The organism is Psychrobacter sp. (genome assembly GCF_036731945.1).
Taxonomy (GTDB): Bacteria; Pseudomonadota; Gammaproteobacteria; order Pseudomonadales; family Moraxellaceae; genus Psychrobacter.
This window is the reverse complement of the sequence record NZ_DAINDI010000007.1, coordinates 24079-45432: the sequence shown is the minus strand read 5'-3', so window position 1 is coordinate 45432 and position 21354 is coordinate 24079. Positions and strand designations below refer to the sequence as shown.

Sequence of the window (21354 nt, the reverse complement as noted above, 5' to 3'; positions counted from 1 at the left end):
GTTGGTGCATTGACCGTTATCCTGTGGGTCTATGGCCCGTTCGAGATGAATGGTGTGGCACTAAACAGTTGGTTATACGCTATCGTTCCAGGCTTTATCTTAAGTACCATCGCTATCTTTGCTGTCAGTATCATGACTGGTGGTCCAAGACCGTCAGTATCTGCGAAGTATAAAGAGATGGAAATGAACTTAGATAAATAAGTAATTATCATTTACGGTTCTGTTAGTAAAAAGACCTCGCTAATCGTAGCGAGGTCTTTTAGTATCAACGTTTTATATCTTATTAGAAAGTTTTGGTTAGTAATACTGTCGCTGATTTTTCATCACGATCATCATAATAAGCAAAGTTACTAGAGGTGGTCTCATAATCAAATACCAGTCTTGGTGTTAAGCCAAGTACAGTAAAATCGCGCTTCCATACTTGCAGACCTAACGAAGTGCTTTTGTCTTTTCTTCGTGAGCCAGGCTCTCCGCCTACCGCATTATAATAGCCTTTCCAAGCACCACTACCTGCTGGATAGGCATCAGCAGGATCCCCGTACTTTTTAATACCGTAGCCTACTGACGCGAGTGTTGAAATACCGCGTTTCCACTCACGCCCCCAGCCACCATTAATTGAGTTACGGTCGTAACTGATAATACTCGATTTGGGCACATCATTTTGATAATTACCTAAACCGCCATAAAAGTATTCCTTTGCATCTTTAATATAAAACGCATTTAGGCCAAGAAATCGACCATCTGTTTCACGATTTTTATTATCATCGTCTTCAAAGGTTTCATTAGATAAGATACCTGTTGCAGATAGCTTGAGCTTAGGTTTTACCCAGCGCGAGCCACTAACGGTCACGCCTTTACGTAAGCTGTAGGCTTCTTCATCATAATAACGTTTGGTCACAAATGGTGTCAGTGAGATATCATTTTTGGCGTCATCATAACCGACGCCAGCGGAAGCGGTAAATAGATAATCGTTATAATCAGTCTCATCCCAATACCCTTTTAAGGAGGCATTGCCGCCCACAGTTGCATAAAAGTTTTCTGGTAAATTAAAGCGCTTATTTGCGCTACCAGATACTTGAATACCGTTGGCTGACTTTTGCTCTATCGAGCGTCCTAAGTTAGATTGGATAGATTTAGAGGGTGCATCATTAATATTACTATCTCTCACATAGCTGGCAGAGGCATTAAACTGCCATTTCTCTGAATTATTAATTTGAGCTAACGAGTTTTGAACTCTCGCCATGACAGGGGCTGGTAAATCAACCGACTGAAGTTTTAGAAATTGCTCTTTTGCAGCGGCATACTGCTTATCTGCTTGCATGGCGATTGCCATATTTAAACGTACGGGATGGAAATCTGGATCTGCTGCTAACATCTCACGATAGATTTCAATGGCTTGTTTGTTTTTAGCTTCACTGCGATATATCAAGGCGTCAGCAAACTTAATGAGCATAGGATCATTGGTTTCCAACGCTTTATAGTGCGGCAATATCTGTTTAACTGTCACCATATCTTGCGCAGCTAAAGCATCATTTAAGAACTTGCTAAACGCGGCTGGATTGGCTTTTAAAGCTTCTAAATTATAAGCAGTAGCGGTAGCGAGTTGCTGACGACTTCTAATAGCGCGTTGTGCTTCTGTGTCAGTGACAGTGGTTGAAGGAGCCGTAGGGTCTGCCACGGAAGTTTGACTCTCGCGCCTTAAAAGTTCATCAGCTTGGTTAAGCTCAGGCTCTATCTCTGGTAAATCCTCTGGCGCAGCCATTGATGGTAGAGAAAATGCCATCATCGATAGCAAAACAGAAGCAGCGAGAGGGTTGCGCATATATTGATTATTCATGGGTATCCTTACCTCAGTACGATCACTATTTTTCTAAACATTTTTCCAACTTTGATTATCCTAAGGGATTTTAAACGTTTAAGCGAGAAAAAAAGCGCCCTAGGACGCTTTTTTGTTTGTTTTATACAGTCATATTGCTTTATTGCTTTTCGGCACCAAAGGTACCTTGGAAAGTAGTGCCGGTGCCTGGCGTAGTTCCAGTTCCTGGTACATTACCAGGTTGAGCTTCTTGGTAAATACCGCCTAAGAATTTGGCATCTTCACCGTAGAAACCGCCTGAGGTTGCGATATTATCTTTACTACCAGCAAAAGTATTTCCACTGATATCAGCACTAATACCGATATTTTTATTAATATCAGCAAACTTCAATGTTCCTGTTAATGAGTCATTAACAAAATCAACATTAAAATCAGAAGTACCGTTGACGACTGGAGTTTTAAGCGCGCCTGAGCCTAAATGTAGATTATCCATATAGGTCGCAACGCCCGCATACTGAACCTTGCCTTCTGTTGGCATATTCTCAGTTGCTTCACCCATGACATAGACGTTGGTATAGCGTGATTTAACCCCACTACCGATACCACTTTCTTTAACAAGATCGCCGTAAACATGACCTATCTGCATCTGTGCATCAAAGTTTTTATACACAGAGTCGTAATTATATTTTAAATCAATGTCACCAATGATAGATCCTACGTTTTTAAAAGTAGCAACATTCTTATCCTTAGACTTCATGAAGCCACTATCAGCGTCAAAGGCGACATCACTATTTCTAACCGTTGTAATCATAGCAGGTTGCTTGAATTTGTTAGGTTTAACAATATCAAGACGGGCTGCAAACTTATCATAGCTTGGTAAATTATCTACAGTACTATCTTCAACTATGGTCGGTGTCGTGCCTTCACCTTCACCCGTTGTAGTAGTAAAGGTTTGATTGTCCGTAACAAACTGACGATAACCAATTGCGTCATCGGTACCTAAGCCTGATACGCTACTAATAGTATTGCTCATAACACCTGTTATAGCTTTAGGTTCTGGTACTGGCTCTGCGTTTGGGTCCACCTTAGTGGCACCATAAGTACCTTTACCATCAGCAACTTGATATACACCGCCTAATAGCTTGGCATCTTCACCATAGAAACCTCCTTTAGTATCAACACCATTCCAACTGCCTGCAAAGGTATTGCCACTGATTTCAGCTTTAATCTTTTTCTGACTAACATTAGAACCATCAAATGATAACGTGCCATCTAATTGGCTATCAACGAAGTCAACTTTAAACTCCGAAGTCCCTATGATTGGGTCATGACCAATGATTTCCTCTTTACTATTACCGATGTAGCTAGCTACACCTTTATAGTTCACTTTACCATCATTGATTTTGTTATCAATGTTGTACTGTGAGAGAGTTTTCATGTACTGCATATCGTCGATATTTGTACTGTTACCCTGTACATATACGTTCGATAACTTAGATAGTTGGATTACATTGGCTGGGCCTTTAAGGTCTCCATATACATGACCAATCTGCATCTGCTCATCAAAGTTCTTATAAGTTGACGTATAATTTAATTTATTATTAAATATACCGCCAATCTGCTTAAGTTCGCTCTTTTTGAAACTACCTTCATAATCTTCGTCAGATGCGTTTCTCAATTCTACATTTATAGAGTTTTTAAAATCTCTTGAACCTGTCTCATTCAAAAGCGCAGTATACGTATCATAGCTAGCAGAAGTATTTGCACTTATACCACTATTATCATGATCTGCAATACTGTTTTGGAAACCAGTTATTGTTGCATTGACGGGAGCCTTTGGATTAGTAGGCGCTGGTGGTAGCTGCTGCGCGGCTTCAAGAGCATCTTCTGCGGCTTTTGCTCTAGCCTCAGCATCTAATTTCGCCGTTTCAGCCTCATCAGCGCGTTTTTTAGCCTCTGCCGCCTGCGCTTTAGCATCAGCCACTTGTTGATTGGCTTCTGTTACTTTCTTGTCGGCTTCCGCTTTAGCGTCACCAACGGCTTTGTCGGCCGCCGCTTTGGCTTTTAGGGCAGCGTCTTCTGCAGCAGCTTGGGCTTGTTCAGCAGCAAGGCGTGCAGTCTCTGCGGTGGCAGCCGCTGCTAGAGCAGCCGCTTCGGCGGCTTCTGCCGCTTCTGCTCTTGCTAAGGCGGCAGCAAGACCACCGTCTCCTGTACCAGCATTGGCCAAGGCTTCTTCTGCTTTTGCTAAGGCTTCTTGGGCTTTAACGGCATCCGCTTGGGCTTTGTCAGCAGCCGCTTTGGCAGCAGCGGCTTGAGCGTTGGCGCTGTCTTTGTCAGCATTGGCTTTGGCGGCATCCGCTTGGGCTTTGGCAGCGGCCTGCTCTGCGGCGGTTTGTTTGTCGCTCTTCGCGCCATAGGTACCTTGGGCATCGTTACCAGCGTAAACCCCGCCTAGGTATTGAGCGTCGCCACCGAAGAAGCCACCTTCGGTGCTGTAACCGGCATTGTCAGCGGCCGATCCTGAGAATTGGTTGCCATTAATACCGGCGGTTAAACCAATCTTACCGGCGTTGGCAAAGCTTAAGTCGCCTTTTACGTTTTTAGCCACGAAGTCAGCCGTAAAGACGGATTTGCCAAACTCGATGTCATTACCAATGCCAAGCTTGCGGTAAGTGGCATCCCCTGTGTAGCCAACTTTGCCTTCTGTTGGCATGTTAGCCGCTTGGGTGGCATTACCGATGACGGCGACACCATTGACAGGTAGGGTTTTGTTTAACAAGGTGACTTCAGCAGAGCCGTCAATGTGGCCGATGCGCATGTCATCGCCAAAGTCTTTATAGGTTGAGGTGTAGGTTAAAGGCAGTGTTTGACCAATGGCGGCAACCACGATGTTGGTGTTATCTTCATGGGCTTTAAAGCCATTAGCCACTTCAGTGTCGCCTTCGCCTGAGAGGGTGATTGGGACCAGTGGTAGTAAGCCTGCTGTACCATCTGGGTTCTGTGAGGCAATATCAGCACGAGCGTCCACGGCAGAGCCGTCTTCATTGACGGTAAAGTCGCGGGTGGTGGTGTTAAACAATCCAAGTGAGCCGGCGTTAATGTTTAAGGATTGAACTCCCGATTTCTTCGCTTCAGGGGCGTTCTTAATCTGCGAGGCTGCTAAGGCGTCTTTGGCGGCTTGCGCGGCTTGGTTGGCGGCTGCTATTTGAGCTTCTGCGGCAGCTGTCGCGGCAGCTTGTGCTTGCTCGGCGGCGCTAATTTGGGCGTTAGCTGCTTCAAGGGCCGCTTTGCGACGATCTACTTCGGCTTGTAAGGCGGCGGTGTTGCCATTGCCTGACGCTAGAGCGTCTGCCAATGCTTTTTCGGCGGCAGCTAACTTGTCTTGTGCGGTGAGTAATTCATCTTTGGCTTTGTCTGCTTCTGCTTGGGCAGTCGCCGCTTTTTGTTTCTCAAGCTCGGCTTGGGCTTTGGCATCTATTGCCTGTTGATTGGCAGTGTCAGCTTTAGCATTGGCAGCTTCAATGGCGGTTTCAGCATCTGCTTTGGCTTTTAGGGCTTCCGCTTTGGCTTTATCTTCTGCCGCTTTAGCGGTGGCCGCGTCGGCTTCTGCTTTAGCCGCCTGCGCTTTAGCATCAGCCGCTTGTTGATTGGCTTCTGTGACTCTCTTGTCGGCTTCCGCTTTAGCGTCACCAACGGCTTTGTCGGCCGCCGCTTTGGCTTTTAGGGCAGCGTCTTCTGCAGCAGCTTGGGCTTGTTCAGCAGCAAGGCGTGCAGTCTCTGCGGTGGCAGCCGCTGCTAGAGCAGCCGCTTCGGCGGCTTCTGCCGCTTCTGCTCTTGCTAAGGCGGCAGCAAGACCACCGTCTCCTGTACCAGCATTGGCCAAGGCTTCTTCTGCTTTTGCTAAGGCTTCTTGGGCTTTAACGGCATCCGCTTGGGCTTTGTCAGCAGCCGCTTTGGCAGCAGCGGCTTGAGCGTTGGCGCTGTCTTTGTCAGCATTGGCTTTGGCGGCATCCGCTTGGGCTTTGGCAGCGGCCTGCTCTGCGGCGGTTTGTTTGTCGCTCTTCGCGCCATAGGTACCTTGGGCATCGTTACCAGCGTAAACCCCGCCTAGGTATTGAGCGTCGCCACCGAAGAAGCCACCTTCGGTGCTGTAACCGGCATTGTCAGCGGCCGATCCTGAGAATTGGTTGCCATTAATACCGGCGGTTAAACCAATCTTACCGGCGTTGGCAAAGCTTAAGTCGCCTTTTACGTTTTTAGCCACGAAGTCAGCCGTAAAGACGGATTTGCCAAACTCGATGTCATTACCAATGCCAAGCTTGCGGTAAGTGGCATCCCCTGTGTAGCCAACTTTGCCTTCTGTTGGCATGTTAGCCGCTTGGGTGGCATTACCGATGACGGCGACACCATTGACAGGTAGGGTTTTGTTTAACAAGGTGACTTCAGCAGAGCCGTCAATGTGGCCGATGCGCATGTCATCGCCAAAGTCTTTATAGGTTGAGGTGTAGGTTAAAGGCAGTGTTTGACCAATGGCGGCAACCACGATGTTGGTGTTATCTTCATGGGCTTTAAAGCCATTAGCCACTTCAGTGTCGCCTTCGCCTGAGAGGGTGATTGGGACCAGTGGTAGTAAGCCTGCTGTACCATCTGGGTTCTGTGAGGCAATATCAGCACGAGCGTCCACGGCAGAGCCGTCTTCATTGACGGTAAAGTCGCGGGTGGTGGTGTTAAACAATCCAAGTGAGCCGGCGTTAATGTTTAAGGATTGAACTCCCGATTTCTTCGCTTCAGGGGCGTTCTTAATCTGCGAGGCTGCTAAGGCGTCTTTGGCGGCTTGCGCGGCTTGGTTGGCGGCTGCTATTTGAGCTTCTGCGGCAGCTGTCGCGGCAGCTTGTGCTTGCTCGGCGGCGCTAATTTGGGCGTTAGCTGCTTCAAGGGCCGCTTTGCGACGATCTACTTCGGCTTGTAAGGCGGCGGTGTTGCCATTGCCTGACGCTAGAGCGTCTGCCAATGCTTTTTCGGCGGCAGCTAACTTGTCTTGTGCGGTGAGTAATTCATCTTTGGCTTTGTCTGCTTCTGCTTGGGCAGTCGCCGCTTTTTGTTTCTCAAGCTCGGCTTGGGCTTTGGCGGCTGTGGCAGCTTGTTCTGCTTTTACCTTAGCATCTTTAGCAGCATTTTCTGCTGCTTGCGCTTGTTCTTTAGCTTCTTCTGCTGCTTTTTTAGCCGCACTTTCTGCTTTAAGCGATTCTTCAATTTCCTTAGCTTTAGCTTCGGCGACCGTTGCACGAGTGTTTGCAGCTTTTGCTTTTTCTTCAGCGTCCTTAACTTTTGCTACTGCTTCACTAGCTATCTGTTTCGCACTGTCCACTTCTTCCTTAGACGCTTTTGCTGCAGCTTCAATTTTTGCTACCGCTTCCACTCTTGCAGCTTCTGCAGCAGCTTTTGCCTGTAACGCCTCTGCTTTTGCTGCATCAATTGCTGTCTTTGATGCCGCTGCTGCCTTTTCTGATTCCTGTCCAAATTTTAATTCTGCCGCTTTAAGTGCATCTTCTGCTGCCTTAGTTTTTGCTTCTGCTACTTTAAGGGCTTCTTCTGCGGCTTTGGTTTTAGCTTCAGCCGCTTTAATAGCTTTTTCAGCCTCAGTTATATTACCGGCTTCACCTCCTGTATTAGTACCCGGCAACACAGGTGTTGGTTTCGGTGTGATATTACCATCTCCTTCACTAGTCGCACATGACGCTAGAATAATAGCACTTAAGAGAACTACACTGGCTTTGAGTGGTGTATTTAGTTTTTTTGCTGTTTTTACAGCTGATATTGAATGACAGTTAGGCGACATTCGTCTTCCTCCATGAAGAGTTTATGATATTCCGTTACATTGTTAACAAGACGCAACTTTAATCTGGTTGCATGCATACATAAACAAATCTAATAAACAAAGTCAAACAATATTAATGAAATATTGTTCATTGAAATATTTGGTTACTAATTAATTCTAATTGGAGAATATATACATTTATATAGAGAGGAACTGTATCAATATATGCATGAAGGAATATAGAGCACTTCTATCTATACGTGGTCATCAGAATAAAAATAACTATAGTCCTCGTTGATATCTCTTTTCATTCGTTGTATTTTTTAGGAAAATTACGACAAATATCGTTTATATGAAGTAAAATAAGTACTTTCTGGACTCTTATATTGAAATTTAGATTATTTTAGAGAAATCAAGAATGATGAGAAGTTTTTAAGAATATAAGTATTTTTCGTTATGGAAATTTTTATATTTGATATTTATATATTTTTTAAAGTAGATACATAGAATTCTCCTAAATTTATTTCTAAACATTATTTACATTAATAGAATTAAGTTTAATGTCTTTTCATACCTCTTAATGGATTCAAGTTATATATTTATCTTTATACAGATTTTTGTTTAATTAATTACTTCTTCTTTTTTTCTTGATTAGTTTTTTTATTATGTCTTATGGAAATTGTATAAATAAGAAAGTATATAAAACAAAAAAGCACCCTATTAGGATGCTTTTTTACTAAAATATAAAGTTGTTACTATTTTACCACTTTCTCAGCGCCAAAGGTTCCTTGGAAAGTGGTGCCTGTACCTGGCACAGTACCTTTACCACCTTGTACTGATGCATCTTGATAGATACCACCTAAGAACTTAGCGTCTTCTCCATAGAATCCACCTGCTGTATCAATACCGTCTACATTACCAGCAAAAGTATTTCCTGTGATATCTGCATTGATTTTGATCTGATTACCATCAGGCATATACTTATAGTCAGTACCGGTAAATGATAATGTACCATCAACCTTACCACCTACGAAGTCAACATTGAAAGCAGAAGTACCATCAACTGGTTTAAACTCTCCTTCATCACCTAAGTGAATATTTTCGATATAAGTAGCAACACCTTGGTATTGAGCTTTACCATCATTGACTTGTTTTAGATAATCAATATCTTGCTGATTTGTTAGATGACCTTGTACATAGACATTAGCTGCACGTGATACTGGACCTAAAAGAGATTTAAAATCTCCATAAATATGACCTACTTGCATCTGCGACTCAAAGTTTTTGTAGACAGCGGTATAATTAAACTTAGGATTAATTATAGGTCCTTTGCCTGCATCAACCATAACTGAGCCGTTTTTGGTTAAATCTACTGCTAAAGAGCCAAGTACGTTATCTGGCTTAACCATATCAGCACGAACAACACCTTTATCAAAGCTCGTAAAGTTGTCGCCCTTTCGGTTATCTACAGGTACATTACTACCATCTTTATCTTCTGTTGCTGTAAAGTCAGACTTGTCATCACGGATAGCCACATAGCCAATAGCGTCATCCAATTGAGTACCAGCAACATTTTGCTTGACACTACTTAAAGAGGTTGATTGGAAGCCAGTCATTTCACTATCTGGTTTCACATCTGGGTTTTTCGGTGCTTCAGGAGTTGGATCTACGGGATCAACGGATACTTTATCTTTATTTGCTCCATAAGTACCTTGAGCACCATTACCTTCATAGATACCACCTAGGTATTTAGCATCGTCACCAAAGAATCCACCTTCAGTTGTGTAGCCTCCATTATCAACTGCAGCACCTGAGATTTGGTTGCCATTGATGCCAGCAGTCAAACCAATTTTACCAGCTTTATCAAACGTAAGATCGCCTTTGACGTTCTTAGCGACGAAGTCTGCTGTGAATACTGAGCTACCATATTCGATGGTTTTGTCTAGCCCTAGTTCGCGATAGGTGGCGTCACCCGTGTAGCCAACTTTTCCCTCTGTTGGCATGTTATCAGCTTTGGTCGCATTGCCTATCACAGCTACACCATTTACAGGAAGCTTAGCCCCCTCTAGTAAAGCTACTTCAGCATCACCATCAATATGAGCAATGCGCATGTCATCACTATAGTCTTTATACACTGAGGTATAAGTGAGGGGTAGCTCACCTAGGCTAGTCTCAATATTGGTACTATCTTTATGGGATTTGAAGCCGTTTTCCAAACTTGTATCGTTGTCACCAGATATATTGACCGCAACTATAGGTAATAAAGCATCTTCTTCTGGATCTAGTTTTGAGGCGAGATCAGCGCGGGCCCCAACAACAGAACCATCTTCATTGATGTCAAACTCACGAGTGGTAGTATTAAAGACTACTTCAATACCTGCAGCGCTAGGATCTATGTTGATTGACTGCACACCTGTCTTTTTAGATTCAGGGGCAGGTACTTCGCCACCACCAGTTTCGCCACCACCAGTTTCGCCACCGCCAGTTTCGCCACCACCAGTTTCACCACCGCCAGTTTCACCACCGCCAGTTTCACCGCCACCAGTTTCACCGCCACCAGTTTCACCGCCTTCAGGATTTACTGGAGCAAATACGTCGTTAAAGTTATAAGATGGGTCGTCAGTCGTATTACATGCTGCCAAGATGAGCGATGTTAAAAGAACCACACTGGCTTTTAGCGGGGTTTTGAATTTTTTAGCTGTCGATACAGCTGAGATTGAATGACTATTAGATGACATTCTTCTTCCTCCATGGATGATTGATAGATATTCCTTGATCTACATATTGCCACATTAGCTTTTAGGTAACGTGTATAGATAACCAAACTTAGTGTACAAAATAATTGCCTTTTACAAGGCTTACCTAACCCATTGGTTAAGTAAGCTTTAATAGTATTTATTTTAAAATGTAGCCTTTAACCGAAAAATTATTGGCTTTGATAAGAAAGCTTTACACCAGCGATGTAACCATCATTATCTTCAGCTTTACTCACAATACTACCGTTAGGTAGCTCTCCTGTGGCATCGCCAAATTTTAGATATTTACCGCCAACTGACACCGCCCACTCAGGCGTTACATTGTATTTAACACCGCCACCGATACTATAATAGCCATCAATAGTACCTAATGAGCTAACAGGATCACCTGCGCCTGAATCATAACCAACTACGACTGAACCAGCCAGCTTTTCATTGAAGCGCTTGGCTAATCCAACATCTACTTTCCATTGGTCTTTTTCATAGGATAAGAGTGGCAAACCTTCAGGATCAGCTGCTTTAGAAAAAGCATTATAAAGTGGTGGTACGATCGTAAAATCGCTCCATGGCACCCAGCGTACATCTAACGTACCTAGCAATTGATACTTTTCACTTAAACCAGTTTGAATGTTGAGGTTAACTGATTCAGGTGTTTTTACTGTTGCCTGAGTTGTCGCATTAGCTTGAACATCGTATTCAGAACTACCTGGGATTTGAGAAAGAACCAGATCCTTATACTTACTGTCTAAAAGTGGGACACGCTCAGCGATATCTGTTTTATGTTCAATTTCAGAACGATAGGTTAGCGCAGCATTTAGCGCGATTTCAGGTTTACTATAGGCAAGACCTGCGACCCAACCATAATCAGTATCAGTATTCACATTGGCATCATATCCTGTCAATGGACCATAGGCTTTACCGCGCAAATGCACGTCTGCTTTTGCTTTTTGTATCACTGGACCACCATATACTTGGAAGCCATTAGACTTATAACCTATTAAACCTGTCCATGATTCAGTATGGACACTGACATTGGTATTTTTGTTATAGTCGGGATCTAGGATTGCAGGATTTATAACTTCATTTTTATCACCGATTCCATTAAATTTAGGTGTTATGAGCGTTGGCTCACCTACTTTTGATACAAAATTATTATCACCTTTATATTCTACTTCTGCACCGAACGGCTCATCGTAAAATACACCAATACTAAAATTTTCGTTAATATCAGTTTTTACACCATAACGTGCAAAAGTGTAAGCTTTATCAGTAGCATTGCCAGTGTCATTGCCTTTTACATATTCGGCTTCAGTCTGTGTGATACCAAATGCGTTTCCAGCATTATCGTGCACTGACACATCAGTATTGATATAAGCGTAATCAACTTCGGCATAAGTACCAGGATTAAAGAAGCCTTTGATTTCTTGACCAGAACGATCAAGACCAGCAGCCTGTGTCAACGACGCAGCCGACAGAGTGATAAGAGCGAGAGTGAGTTTAGAGATAGGGAATTTTTGAGACACTTGATATATCCTCCATGAATACAATAACTGGCAAATAGCTTAATCATGACATGTCTTATATCAATAATTTCAGCTGATGCGATGCAATCCTTTGCCAAACGACTTTGAACCAACTTTCTGGAAATAACAAACGATTACTCGTTATTACTTCTCCTTCATATCTGACATTACAGCTATGTAAGATAACGTAATCGACTTAAGTATCATAATTAAAGTTGAGTCTTATAGCAACTACCTTTTTAAACTTTAGTTGAATGTGATACGTATTAATTAATGTGTGCTAGAAAATTTCAATTCAGAATATTGCTTATGTCTATGATAGTTATAGATTTTTATTAGACAATCCTTATTAAATAGTAATATTGTAGAGAGCTATAATACTGTCATATGCAATATTTAAGCATAAAAAAAGCAAAGCAGCCTTTAGACTACTTTGCTTTTACGAACATTTATCTTATTAATTAAAGATAGAAAGTAAGATTATTTACCTTGATAAGACAACTTCACACCAAGGATATAACCATCGTTATCTTGGAAGTCACCAACGATTTTACCTGTCGGTAATTGACCTTTGGCATCACCGAACCATAAATATTTACCACCAGCTGATACCGCCCATTCAGGAGTCACGTTATATTTAGCACCAAGACCTACACTGTAGTAACCATCGATAGGGCCTAATGACGTTGTTACATCGCCAGCACCACTGTCCCATCCAACTGTACCACTAACCGCTAAAGCAGGAGCAATACGTTTAGCAAGACCGAGCTCTACTTGCCATTGATCATCTTCATAATCAACTAAGTTCAAGCCATCAGGACGTGAAACTGGATTTTTGCTGGCTGCATTGTATAGTGGCGGTGTGATTGAAAAATCACTCCAAGGTACCCAGCGTACTTTTGCAGTAGCTAACATCGTTGGGTTAATGCCGGTTTGGAAATCAAGGTTTACTGATTTAGGAGTAGTAATTTCCATGTTAGTAACTTGAGTAGGTGGAAGTGCACCACCACTTAATGTAGGAGCTAAAGGATAGCTTTCATAGATGTTCATACTATGGTCAATTTCTGACCGATATGTTAAAGCAGCCTTCAAAGCAATTTCGGGCTTACTATAAGAAATACCTGCTAACCAACCATAATCCTGATCTGGACTAATATGTGAGGTATAACTAGTAGCTGGCCCATAAGCAAGACCACGCAGTTTAACATCAGATTTAACGCGCTGTGCTACAGGACCACCGTAAATTTGGAAATTTTTATTCGCACCAAGTTTCATACCAAGAATAGCAGTTAAATTCTCACTACGAACTTCAACTTTAGTATTCTCACCTGCAGTCGTTGCTTCAGCGCCTATGATTGCATTACCAAGTGGACCACTAGGCTGCTCATCATCTGCAAACTCACCTACTGAGTCAGCCGGATTAGTATTAGCAACAAAGTTATTATCACCCTTGTATTCAGCAGCAGCGCCAAATGGCTCATCGTATAAAACACCGATACTAAAAGTATCATTGATATCCGTTTTTACACCGTAACGAAAGAAATCATAAGATTCAGCGATATCGCCTGTTGCATTGCCGCGTACGTAAGAATTATCAAGCGGGTTATTATTAGCGCTATCATAGCCACTGACATCAGCATCGATATAAGTATAGACAGCTTCAGCATAAGTGCCATCTTGTAAGAATGCTGTGATATCTTGACCAGAACGGTCAAGACCTGCTGCATTAGTAATGCTAGCAATTGAAAGAGTAGCTATCGCCACAGTAAGGGTTTTTAAATGAAAAGTAGCGCGCATTGTATATCTCCAAACATCCTCGTTGTTTAATCGTTCTAATAATCCATATTTAGCATTGTTACGCAAAATATAAGATTATGTAAACGATGTCCTGAAATGAATAGTAATGACTTTTCAATACTAAAACAACAATTAAAACACTTTATTTCATACTAATGACTGTACAGTACAAATTATTATAAAACATTTAATAAACAATAGTTTACCTAATTATTAATACTAAATTATATATTAAAACTTGGCAAACTTAAGTTCAAAAATGAAAATTCATAATAATTATTTGAAAAATGAAAAAGTTACTTTTTACATTTCTATTTATTTTATTAAAAACATAAAAAAAAACGACCCATTAAGGATCGTTTTTTGTGCAAATTCATAACCTACATTAATACTAGCAATCTTAGTTAAAATCTTGCTTAGCTTGATAAGACAGTTTCACACCAAGCGCAAAACCATCATTGTCTTCAAAGTTGCTAACTGCAAATTTGTTAGGAATTTGACCTTTGGCATCACCGAACCATAGGTATTTACCACCGGCAGAAATTGCCCAGTTTTCGGTTAGGTTATATTTTGCCCCAAGACCTGCACTATAATAGCCTTCAATAGGACCTAAAGAGGTTACTGGATTGCCAGCGCCACTATCCCAACCAATGTTACCAGTTACAGCTAAGGCTGGTGTTAAGCGTTTAGCTAAACCTAATTCTACTAACCATTGGTCTTTATCATAGCTGACTAGCGATAGACCATCTGGACCATTAGTAGGATCAAATTTACTGCCTTGATTATATAATGGTGGCACAATTTCAAAGTCACTCCAAGGTACCCAGCGTACTTTAGCAGTGGCTAACATCGTAGGATTGATACCCGTTTGAAAATCAAAGTTTACTGATTTTGGCGTAGTAATATCTATTTCACCATTAATACCAGTTGCAGCAGCCGGAATCGGTCTTGGGACTGCAGGACTTGCTAAAGCTGGAAAAATTTCGGAAACGTTAAGATTATGATCGATTTCCGAGCGATAAGTCAGAGCTGCTTGTAAAGCAATCTCCGGTTTGCTATAGGCTACACCAGCTAACCAACCATAATCTTGGCCAGCATTGATATTCATTGTATAACCATTAGCAGCTTGGTATGCGGTACCGCGTAGTTTTACATCTGCTTGTACACGTTGCGCTACTGGACCACCATATACTTGAAACTCTTTATTCTCACCAAATTTCGCACCAAGAATACCAGTGATATTTTCAGTACGTACTTCTACATTAGTACCTTCACCGTTTCTAGGTGAAGCAGGGTTTTGATCGACAAACTTATTGTCGCCACTATAGTCAGCAGCTGCACCAAAAGGCTCATCATATAAAACACCAACGCTAAAAGTATCATTGATGTCCGCTTTTACACCATAACGAAAGAAGTCATAAGATTCGGCGATATCGTCTATCTTATTACCTTGCTGATAGGCGTTTTTATCTGCGCCAACATAAGCATTGTCATAACCACTAACATCAGCATCTAGATAAGTATAAACTGCTTCAGCGTACACACCATCTTGCAAAAACGCGGTGATATCTTGACCTGAACGATCAAGACCTGCCGCACTAGCGATACTAGCTGCAGAAAGAGCAGCCAAAGCTACTGTTAGAGTCTTTAGATTGAAATTTGCGCCCATTGTGTATCTCCAAACATCCACATTGTTTTACCGCTACACCGAACTTTGTTAGGTAGGCAGTATCTAAGGTGAAGGATACTAATGTGTTTTTTACATGAAAACAACCGAAAAATACATTATTTCTGCAATATGACTGAATAGTCAGCGAACCGTATATTTATGCCAAAATTTGCATATAAATATTCAATGAATACTATGCCATTATTTATTGTCTATATTGAGAATATCTTATTGTTAATAATGCGGTGGTCTATCTGCCATGACATCAAAAGGCGCTACACCGCTCTCCCCATCTTGGTTTTGCACTTGCTTATAGATAAACTGTAGTTGGCGCTGCAAGGTTTGAATATCTCTATCTTGGCGCGTAATAACCTCATCAAGCCTCTCGACGGTAACTTCAAGGTGAGATAAGTTCATCTGCAGCTCAATAACCTGTGCTTGTAAATCCGCTTGGCTATCTGCCAGTTGAGCTTGTTGATTAGAAGCGTTTTTTTCTATCGAATTTTGTTGATTCATATTTTTCTCAATAGTAGTTCTCAATAATAGATAGTATGGTTATTTTCTTTATTAAATCTCAGACCTAACCATTTAAAATAGACTTTATAAAATAGTGTTTATAAAGGCATTTACGCATACTACAGTTAGGTGGCAGCATGTTATACTGCTAGGAATTTTGCAACAACCCCTACCTCACTATTATATAAGCTTAAGATATTCTATGGCATTGATACATTTAAAAGATATTCACTTGGCCTTTGGCGTGGCTCCTATTCTTGATGGTATTGATTTTTCAATCAATGCAGGCGAGCGCGTTTGTTTGATTGGCCGTAATGGCGAAGGCAAATCTACCTTATTTAAACTGATTAATGGCTCATTGCAGCCTGACAGCGGCGAGATTATCAAAAATAGTAGCATGCGTGTTGCGATGTTAGAGCAAGACGTTCCGGAAACCAGCGGACGTATCTTGGACATCGTGATGGGCGGTAGCCGCCACACCGCTGATTTGCTCATTAACTATAATAAGCAAGTCGATATGTGTGCCAATGGTGATATGGATGCTTGCGAGCATATGGCAACCTTGCAACATGATATCGATGCGGTACATGGCTGGGATTTAGAGCGTGATGCAACCCGTCTGATTACGACTATGGGGCTTGATCCTGAAGCTGACCTGTCTTCATTGTCTGGCGGTCGTAAACGCCGTGTGCTACTTGCGCGTGCACTAGTCACCAAGCCTGATGTGCTATTACTCGATGAGCCAACCAACCATTTGGACGTTGAAAGCATCGAATGGTTGGAGCGCTTTTTACTCGACTGGCAAGGTCTGACGTTATTGTTCGTGACGCACGATAGAGCATTTGTTAATAAGCTTGCTACCCGTATCGTTGAGCTTGATCGCGGTCAATTGACCAGCTATGACGTCACCCAAGGCGCTAAAGGGTATGCGCGTTATCAAGAATTAAAAGAGCAGCAGCTACTTGCTGAAGAAAAGAATAACGCCAACTTTGATAAAAAATTGGCACAAGAAGAAGTTTGGATTCGCCAAGGTATCAAGGCTCGCCGTACCCGTAACGAAGGTCGTGTTCGTGAGCTAAAAGCCCTGCGCGAAGAGCGTAAAGGTCGCCGTGAGCAAGTTGGTAACGTCAATATCACTATGGGTGAAGGCGAGAAAAGCGGCAAGCTGGTTTGTAAAGTTAAGAACCTGCATCTGGAATATGATGGCAACGTCTTGGTCGACAACTTTAGCACCATGATTATGCGCGGTGACAAAATCGGTATCGTCGGTCCCAACGGCGCGGGAAAAACCACGCTTATTAAAGCCCTGCTCGATATGTCTGATGATGAAGTAACCAAAACAGGCACAGTCGAGCTTGGCACCAATTTACAAATTGCCTTTTTCGATCAGCTGCGCGACCAGTTAGATCTAGAAGCCAGCGTGGCGCAAAACGTCTCTGAAGGTTCTGACTTCGTCGAAGTTGGCGGGCGCAAAACGCATATCATGAGCTATCTGCAAGATTTCTTATTTGCCCCAGAGCGTGCGCGTACGCCTGTTAAAGCATTATCAGGTGGTGAGCGTAACCGCGTGCTACTTGCCAAGCAACTATTAAAGCCTGCCAATATTCTAGTACTCGATGAGCCAACCAACGACTTAGATATGGCTACCCTTGAGCTTTTAGAAGAATCGGTCGCCAGCTTTAACGGTACTATCCTGCTGATTAGCCATGACCGCTCATTTATGGACAACGTCGTTACCTCTACTTGGGTATTTGACACAGATGAAAATGGTAATGGCATCGTCAAAGAATATGTCGGCGGCTATCAAGAATACTTGGTACAGAAAAACCGTGAAGAAGAAGCGAAAGCTAAGAATGCCAAATCGTCTCACGATAATGCTACTCATAGCAAAGCCAACAATAAAACTACGGTCGCGGCAAAGTCTAATACCGCTGCCAAAAAGCTCAACTACAATGAACAGCGTGAACTCGATAACTTACCAAAAGAAATCGCCGCGTTAGAAGCTGAGCAAACGGAGCTGGAAGAAAAGCTGGCTGACGGTTCATGGTTTACCAAAGATATGGAAGCCGCTACTGCTGCTAGCGAGCGTTTATTAGTCATCGAAGATGAGATGATGACTAAGCTTGAGCGTTGGCACACGCTTGAGAGTTAACACTATCTATCGCTATTTATGACCTTATAACTTTTATATTAGGCATGCTTTATATTAGACATGGTTAAAGGTTATAAATAGCTACGCCAACTTACAACCGCGTAATGTGCGGAAAGTTAGTGAACATTGTCTTGATTTCAAGTATCATTCCCTATTGCTGAATACCCTTATTAATTATAAGGTCATTATTCATAATAGTCTTGTTGATATAAAAGCGTATTTTAAAGCCGGTTAAATATTGATAATTAAGCAGTTTTAGACTAATTATCTCGTTTAACGCTTAGGTGCGCTATCGCAAGGCTGCTTTATTTTTAACACAATAATTTATTTTATGACCGAAATAGCTTAGAATAGCAACAATTAGCAAAATTAGGCACAGCTAACGTGGCTTGATAATTGTCATTTTTCTAAGCCACAAACCCAGTGTGGGATAATCCCATTTCATTCACCTGGAGGAAGTATTAATGAGCCATGCCGAAGGCGTTAACGTACAACGTCGTAGAGTTCTTATTGCCTCGACTGCCGTCATTGGTGCAGCTGGGGTAGCTGCGGTGGCGACACCTTTTGTCCGTTCTTGGACGCCGAGCGCAAAAGCCGAGGCTGCAGGCGCTGCAGTGACCCAAGATATTGGTTCTATCGAAGCAGGACAGATGATTGTCGTCAAATATCGTGGCAAACCTATCTTTGTGGTCAAGCGCACTGAAGAGATGCTGACTACGTTAGAATCAGTCAAGTCATTACTGTCAGACCCTGATTCAGATGAGTCGCTACAACCAGAATATTGTAAAAACCCTGAGCGCTCTTTATCACCAGAAGTACTGGTAGTAGAAGGCGTCTGTACACATTTAGGCTGTGCACCAAACTACCGTCCTGATGTGGGCGCAGCTGATTTAGGCGGTAATGACTGGTACGGTGGATTTTTCTGCCCATGTCATGGCTCTAAATACGATTTATCGGGTCGTGTTTATAGTGGTGTCCCTGCACCGCTTAACTTACCAATCCCAGAGTACAGCATGGATGGTACTATCTTGACGATTGGGGAGGCTTAATATGAGCATGGGTAAAAAATTAATGCATTGGGTGGACGCGCGCTTTCCTGCGACTGAAACCTATGAATATCATATGTCAAAGTACTATGCACCAAAGAACTTTAACTTTTGGTACTTCTTTGGTGTGTTATCAATGGTGGTATTGGTCAACCAATTGGTGACTGGTATTTGGCTAACGATGATGTACAACCCAAGTGCCGAAGGGGCATTTGCGTCTGTTGAATATATCATGCGTGATGTCAAAGGTGGTTGGCTCATCCGTTATATGCACTCGACGGGCGCATCTGCGTTCTTCGTCGTCGTATATTTGCATATGTTCCGCGCCTTGCTATACGGTTCATATCAAAAACCGCGTGAGCTTATTTGGCTTATCGGTATGGGTATTTACCTAGCATTGATGGCAGAAGGTTTCTTCGGTTACCTACTTCCTTGGGGCAACATGTCATTCTGGGGCGCTCAGGTTATTCTAAACTTACCTGCGGCTCTACCTGTCATTGGTGACGGTCTTGCTGAATGGGTACGTGGTGACTATATCATCTCAGGTATCACCCTAAACCGCTTCTTTGCCTTGCATGTGGTTGCTATTCCGCTCGTCCTTGTCGGCTTAGTGTTTATGCATTTAGTAGCGCTGCATCACGTTGGTTCAAACAACCCTGATGGCATTGATATTAAAAAGCTAAAAGATAAGAATGGCGTACCATTAGACGGTATCGAATTCCATCCGTACTATACTGTGCACGATATGGTTGGTATTGTTGTCTTCTTTATCTGTTTCTTTGCAGTCGTATTCTTCTTCCCAGAAGGAGGCGGTTTCTTCCTTGAGCCACCAAACTTTGAAGCAGCAAACTCACTGAAAACACCTGCGCATATTGCACCAGTATGGTATTACACACCTTTTTATGCCATCTTACGTGCGGTTCCTAATAAGCTTGGTGGTGTTATTGCAATGGGCGGTGCGATTGCCTTCCTATTCTTAATCCCATGGCTTGATAGATCGCCTGTACGCTCGATACGTTATAAAGGTATTTTGTCTAAGATTGCCCTTACTATTTTTGCTATTAGCTTTGTGGTATTAGGTTACTTAGGTGCAACACCTGCAACGCCAACAGCGACAATTTTGGCACGTATCTTTACCATTCTGTATTTCTTGTTTTTCTTATTGATGCCGTTCTACACAGCTATTGAGAAGTGTAAACAGCCACCAGAACGCGTTACCGGAGGTCACTAATGAGCACGCTAATTAAATCCCTAGCTGGTCTAGGCTTAGGCGCCGCGCTGACGTTGACCGCTGGCACTGCAAGCGCATCAGGTGGTGGATGCGGTACTTTTACCAATGCCGATGGTGTGGTTGAACACTTAGCTTGTAGTACAGCTCCTATTGATTTTACCAATAAGGGCTCACTACAAAATGGCGCGAAAATCTTTATGAACTACTGCGCTGGATGTCACTCAGCAAAGTATGTTCGTCATTCGCGCATTGCTAAAGACTTAGAGATACCGCCTGAGCTGGTTGAAAAGTATTTGATGGTCACCACCGATGAAATCGGTGACCATATTAATGCTGAAATCGACCCTGACGTTCAAGCATCATGGTTTGGTGCTGCACCTCCGGACTTGTCACTTGAAACAAGACTACGCGGTGATGACTGGGTCTATACTTACCTTCTATCGTTCTATGAAGATCCAAGCCGTCCTTGGGGCTCAAACAACTTAGTGCTTGCAAACGCTGCTATGCCGCATGTGTTGCATAATATGCAAGAAACCTTGAGTGAAGAAGAGTTTGAATCTGAAGTTGGTGACTTGGTTAACTTTATGGCGTGGATGGCAGAGCCGGTACGTCATGACCGCCAAGTAATCGGTTTCTTTGTGATTTTATTCTTATTAGTACTGCTCATTCCAGTTTACCTGTTAAATAAAGAGTTCTGGAAAGACGTAAAATAATAAAGCAATAAAGATCCAAGCTTTATCTAAAAAATAAGCGCTACTTCGGTAGTGCTTTTTTTATGTTTGAGTACATAGTTAGTTATAAAATTTTCTGTTAAAAACCGCCTTATGGGCAATGTTTACGTACGTTGCCTTGATAAACGCAGCGACATTGTTTACGATAATAGGCTTTATTAATACATTAGGCTTCCATGATTGATGCGAATGACATTCCAAGTAGTCAGCTGATTTTATACGCTGACGATGGCTACAACAGCCATGTGGTACGCCTATTGCTTGAAGAAAAAAAACTTGCCTATTATTTATCGCGCCTG

Annotated in this window: 11 protein-coding genes and 2 pseudogenes; 6 read left to right on the top strand and 7 right to left on the bottom strand. The window is 42.5% G+C overall.

The window, feature by feature from the left end:
- Positions 1-201 (top strand): annotated as a pseudogene (locus V7D75_RS02595) (sodium:proline symporter); the annotation flags it as partial.
- Positions 202-283: 82 nt separating this feature from the next.
- On the opposite strand, the gene V7D75_RS02590 reads toward V7D75_RS02595, so the two are convergent.
- The 7 genes from V7D75_RS02590 to V7D75_RS02560 form a co-directional block, all read right to left on the bottom strand.
- The gene (locus V7D75_RS02590; RefSeq protein ID WP_333613286.1) at positions 284-1837 is read right to left on the bottom strand and encodes a porin family protein; all 1554 of its coding nucleotides are present in this window, start codon (positions 1835-1837) and stop codon (positions 284-286) included.
- 139 nt (positions 1838-1976) lie between these two features.
- The gene (locus tag V7D75_RS02585) at positions 1977-7655 is read right to left on the bottom strand and encodes a transferrin-binding protein-like solute binding protein (RefSeq protein WP_333613285.1); all 5679 of its coding nucleotides are present in this window, start codon (positions 7653-7655) and stop codon (positions 1977-1979) included.
- A 734-nt stretch (positions 7656-8389) separates the two neighbouring features.
- Positions 8390-10372, bottom strand: a complete 1983-nt coding sequence (locus V7D75_RS02580) for a transferrin-binding protein-like solute binding protein (RefSeq protein ID WP_333613284.1) — start codon at positions 10370-10372, stop codon at positions 8390-8392.
- Positions 10373-10560: 188 nt separating this feature from the next.
- The gene (locus V7D75_RS02575) at positions 10561-11913 is read right to left on the bottom strand and encodes an OmpP1/FadL family transporter (protein WP_333613283.1); all 1353 of its coding nucleotides are present in this window, start codon (positions 11911-11913) and stop codon (positions 10561-10563) included.
- A 480-nt stretch (positions 11914-12393) separates the two neighbouring features.
- Entirely contained in the window at positions 12394-13710 is a 1317-nt protein-coding gene (locus V7D75_RS02570; protein WP_333613282.1) for an OmpP1/FadL family transporter, read from the bottom strand.
- Between the two features lie 400 nt (positions 13711-14110).
- Complete coding sequence (locus V7D75_RS02565) at positions 14111-15379, bottom strand: OmpP1/FadL family transporter (RefSeq protein ID WP_333613281.1); 1269 nt, start codon at positions 15377-15379, stop codon at positions 14111-14113.
- Positions 15380-15613: 234 nt separating this feature from the next.
- Positions 15614-15895 carry a SlyX family protein gene (locus tag V7D75_RS02560; protein WP_333613280.1) on the bottom strand — a complete coding sequence of 94 codons (282 nt, stop codon included), beginning with the start codon at positions 15893-15895 and terminating at the stop codon, positions 15614-15616.
- 202 nt (positions 15896-16097) lie between these two features.
- On the opposite strand from V7D75_RS02560, the gene V7D75_RS02555 reads away from it, so the two are divergent.
- The 5 genes and pseudogenes from V7D75_RS02555 to V7D75_RS02535 all read left to right on the top strand — a co-directional run.
- Complete coding sequence (locus V7D75_RS02555) at positions 16098-18047, top strand: ATP-binding cassette domain-containing protein (RefSeq protein ID WP_333613279.1); 1950 nt, start codon at positions 16098-16100, stop codon at positions 18045-18047.
- A gap of 464 nt (positions 18048-18511) precedes the next feature.
- Positions 18512-19096: a ubiquinol-cytochrome c reductase iron-sulfur subunit gene (petA, locus tag V7D75_RS02550; protein WP_191692517.1), complete on the top strand. Its 585-nt coding sequence runs from the start codon at positions 18512-18514 to the stop codon at positions 19094-19096.
- Between the two features lie 22 nt (positions 19097-19118).
- Positions 19119-20324 carry a cytochrome b gene (locus V7D75_RS02545; protein WP_193030039.1) on the top strand — a complete coding sequence of 402 codons (1206 nt, stop codon included), beginning with the start codon at positions 19119-19121 and terminating at the stop codon, positions 20322-20324.
- Complete coding sequence (locus tag V7D75_RS02540) at positions 20324-21037, top strand: cytochrome c1 (protein ID WP_068404411.1); 714 nt, start codon at positions 20324-20326, stop codon at positions 21035-21037. Before V7D75_RS02545 ends, V7D75_RS02540 begins: the two co-directional genes overlap by 1 nt.
- Before the next feature lie 194 nt (positions 21038-21231).
- Positions 21232-21354 (top strand): annotated as a pseudogene (locus V7D75_RS02535) (glutathione S-transferase N-terminal domain-containing protein); the annotation flags it as partial.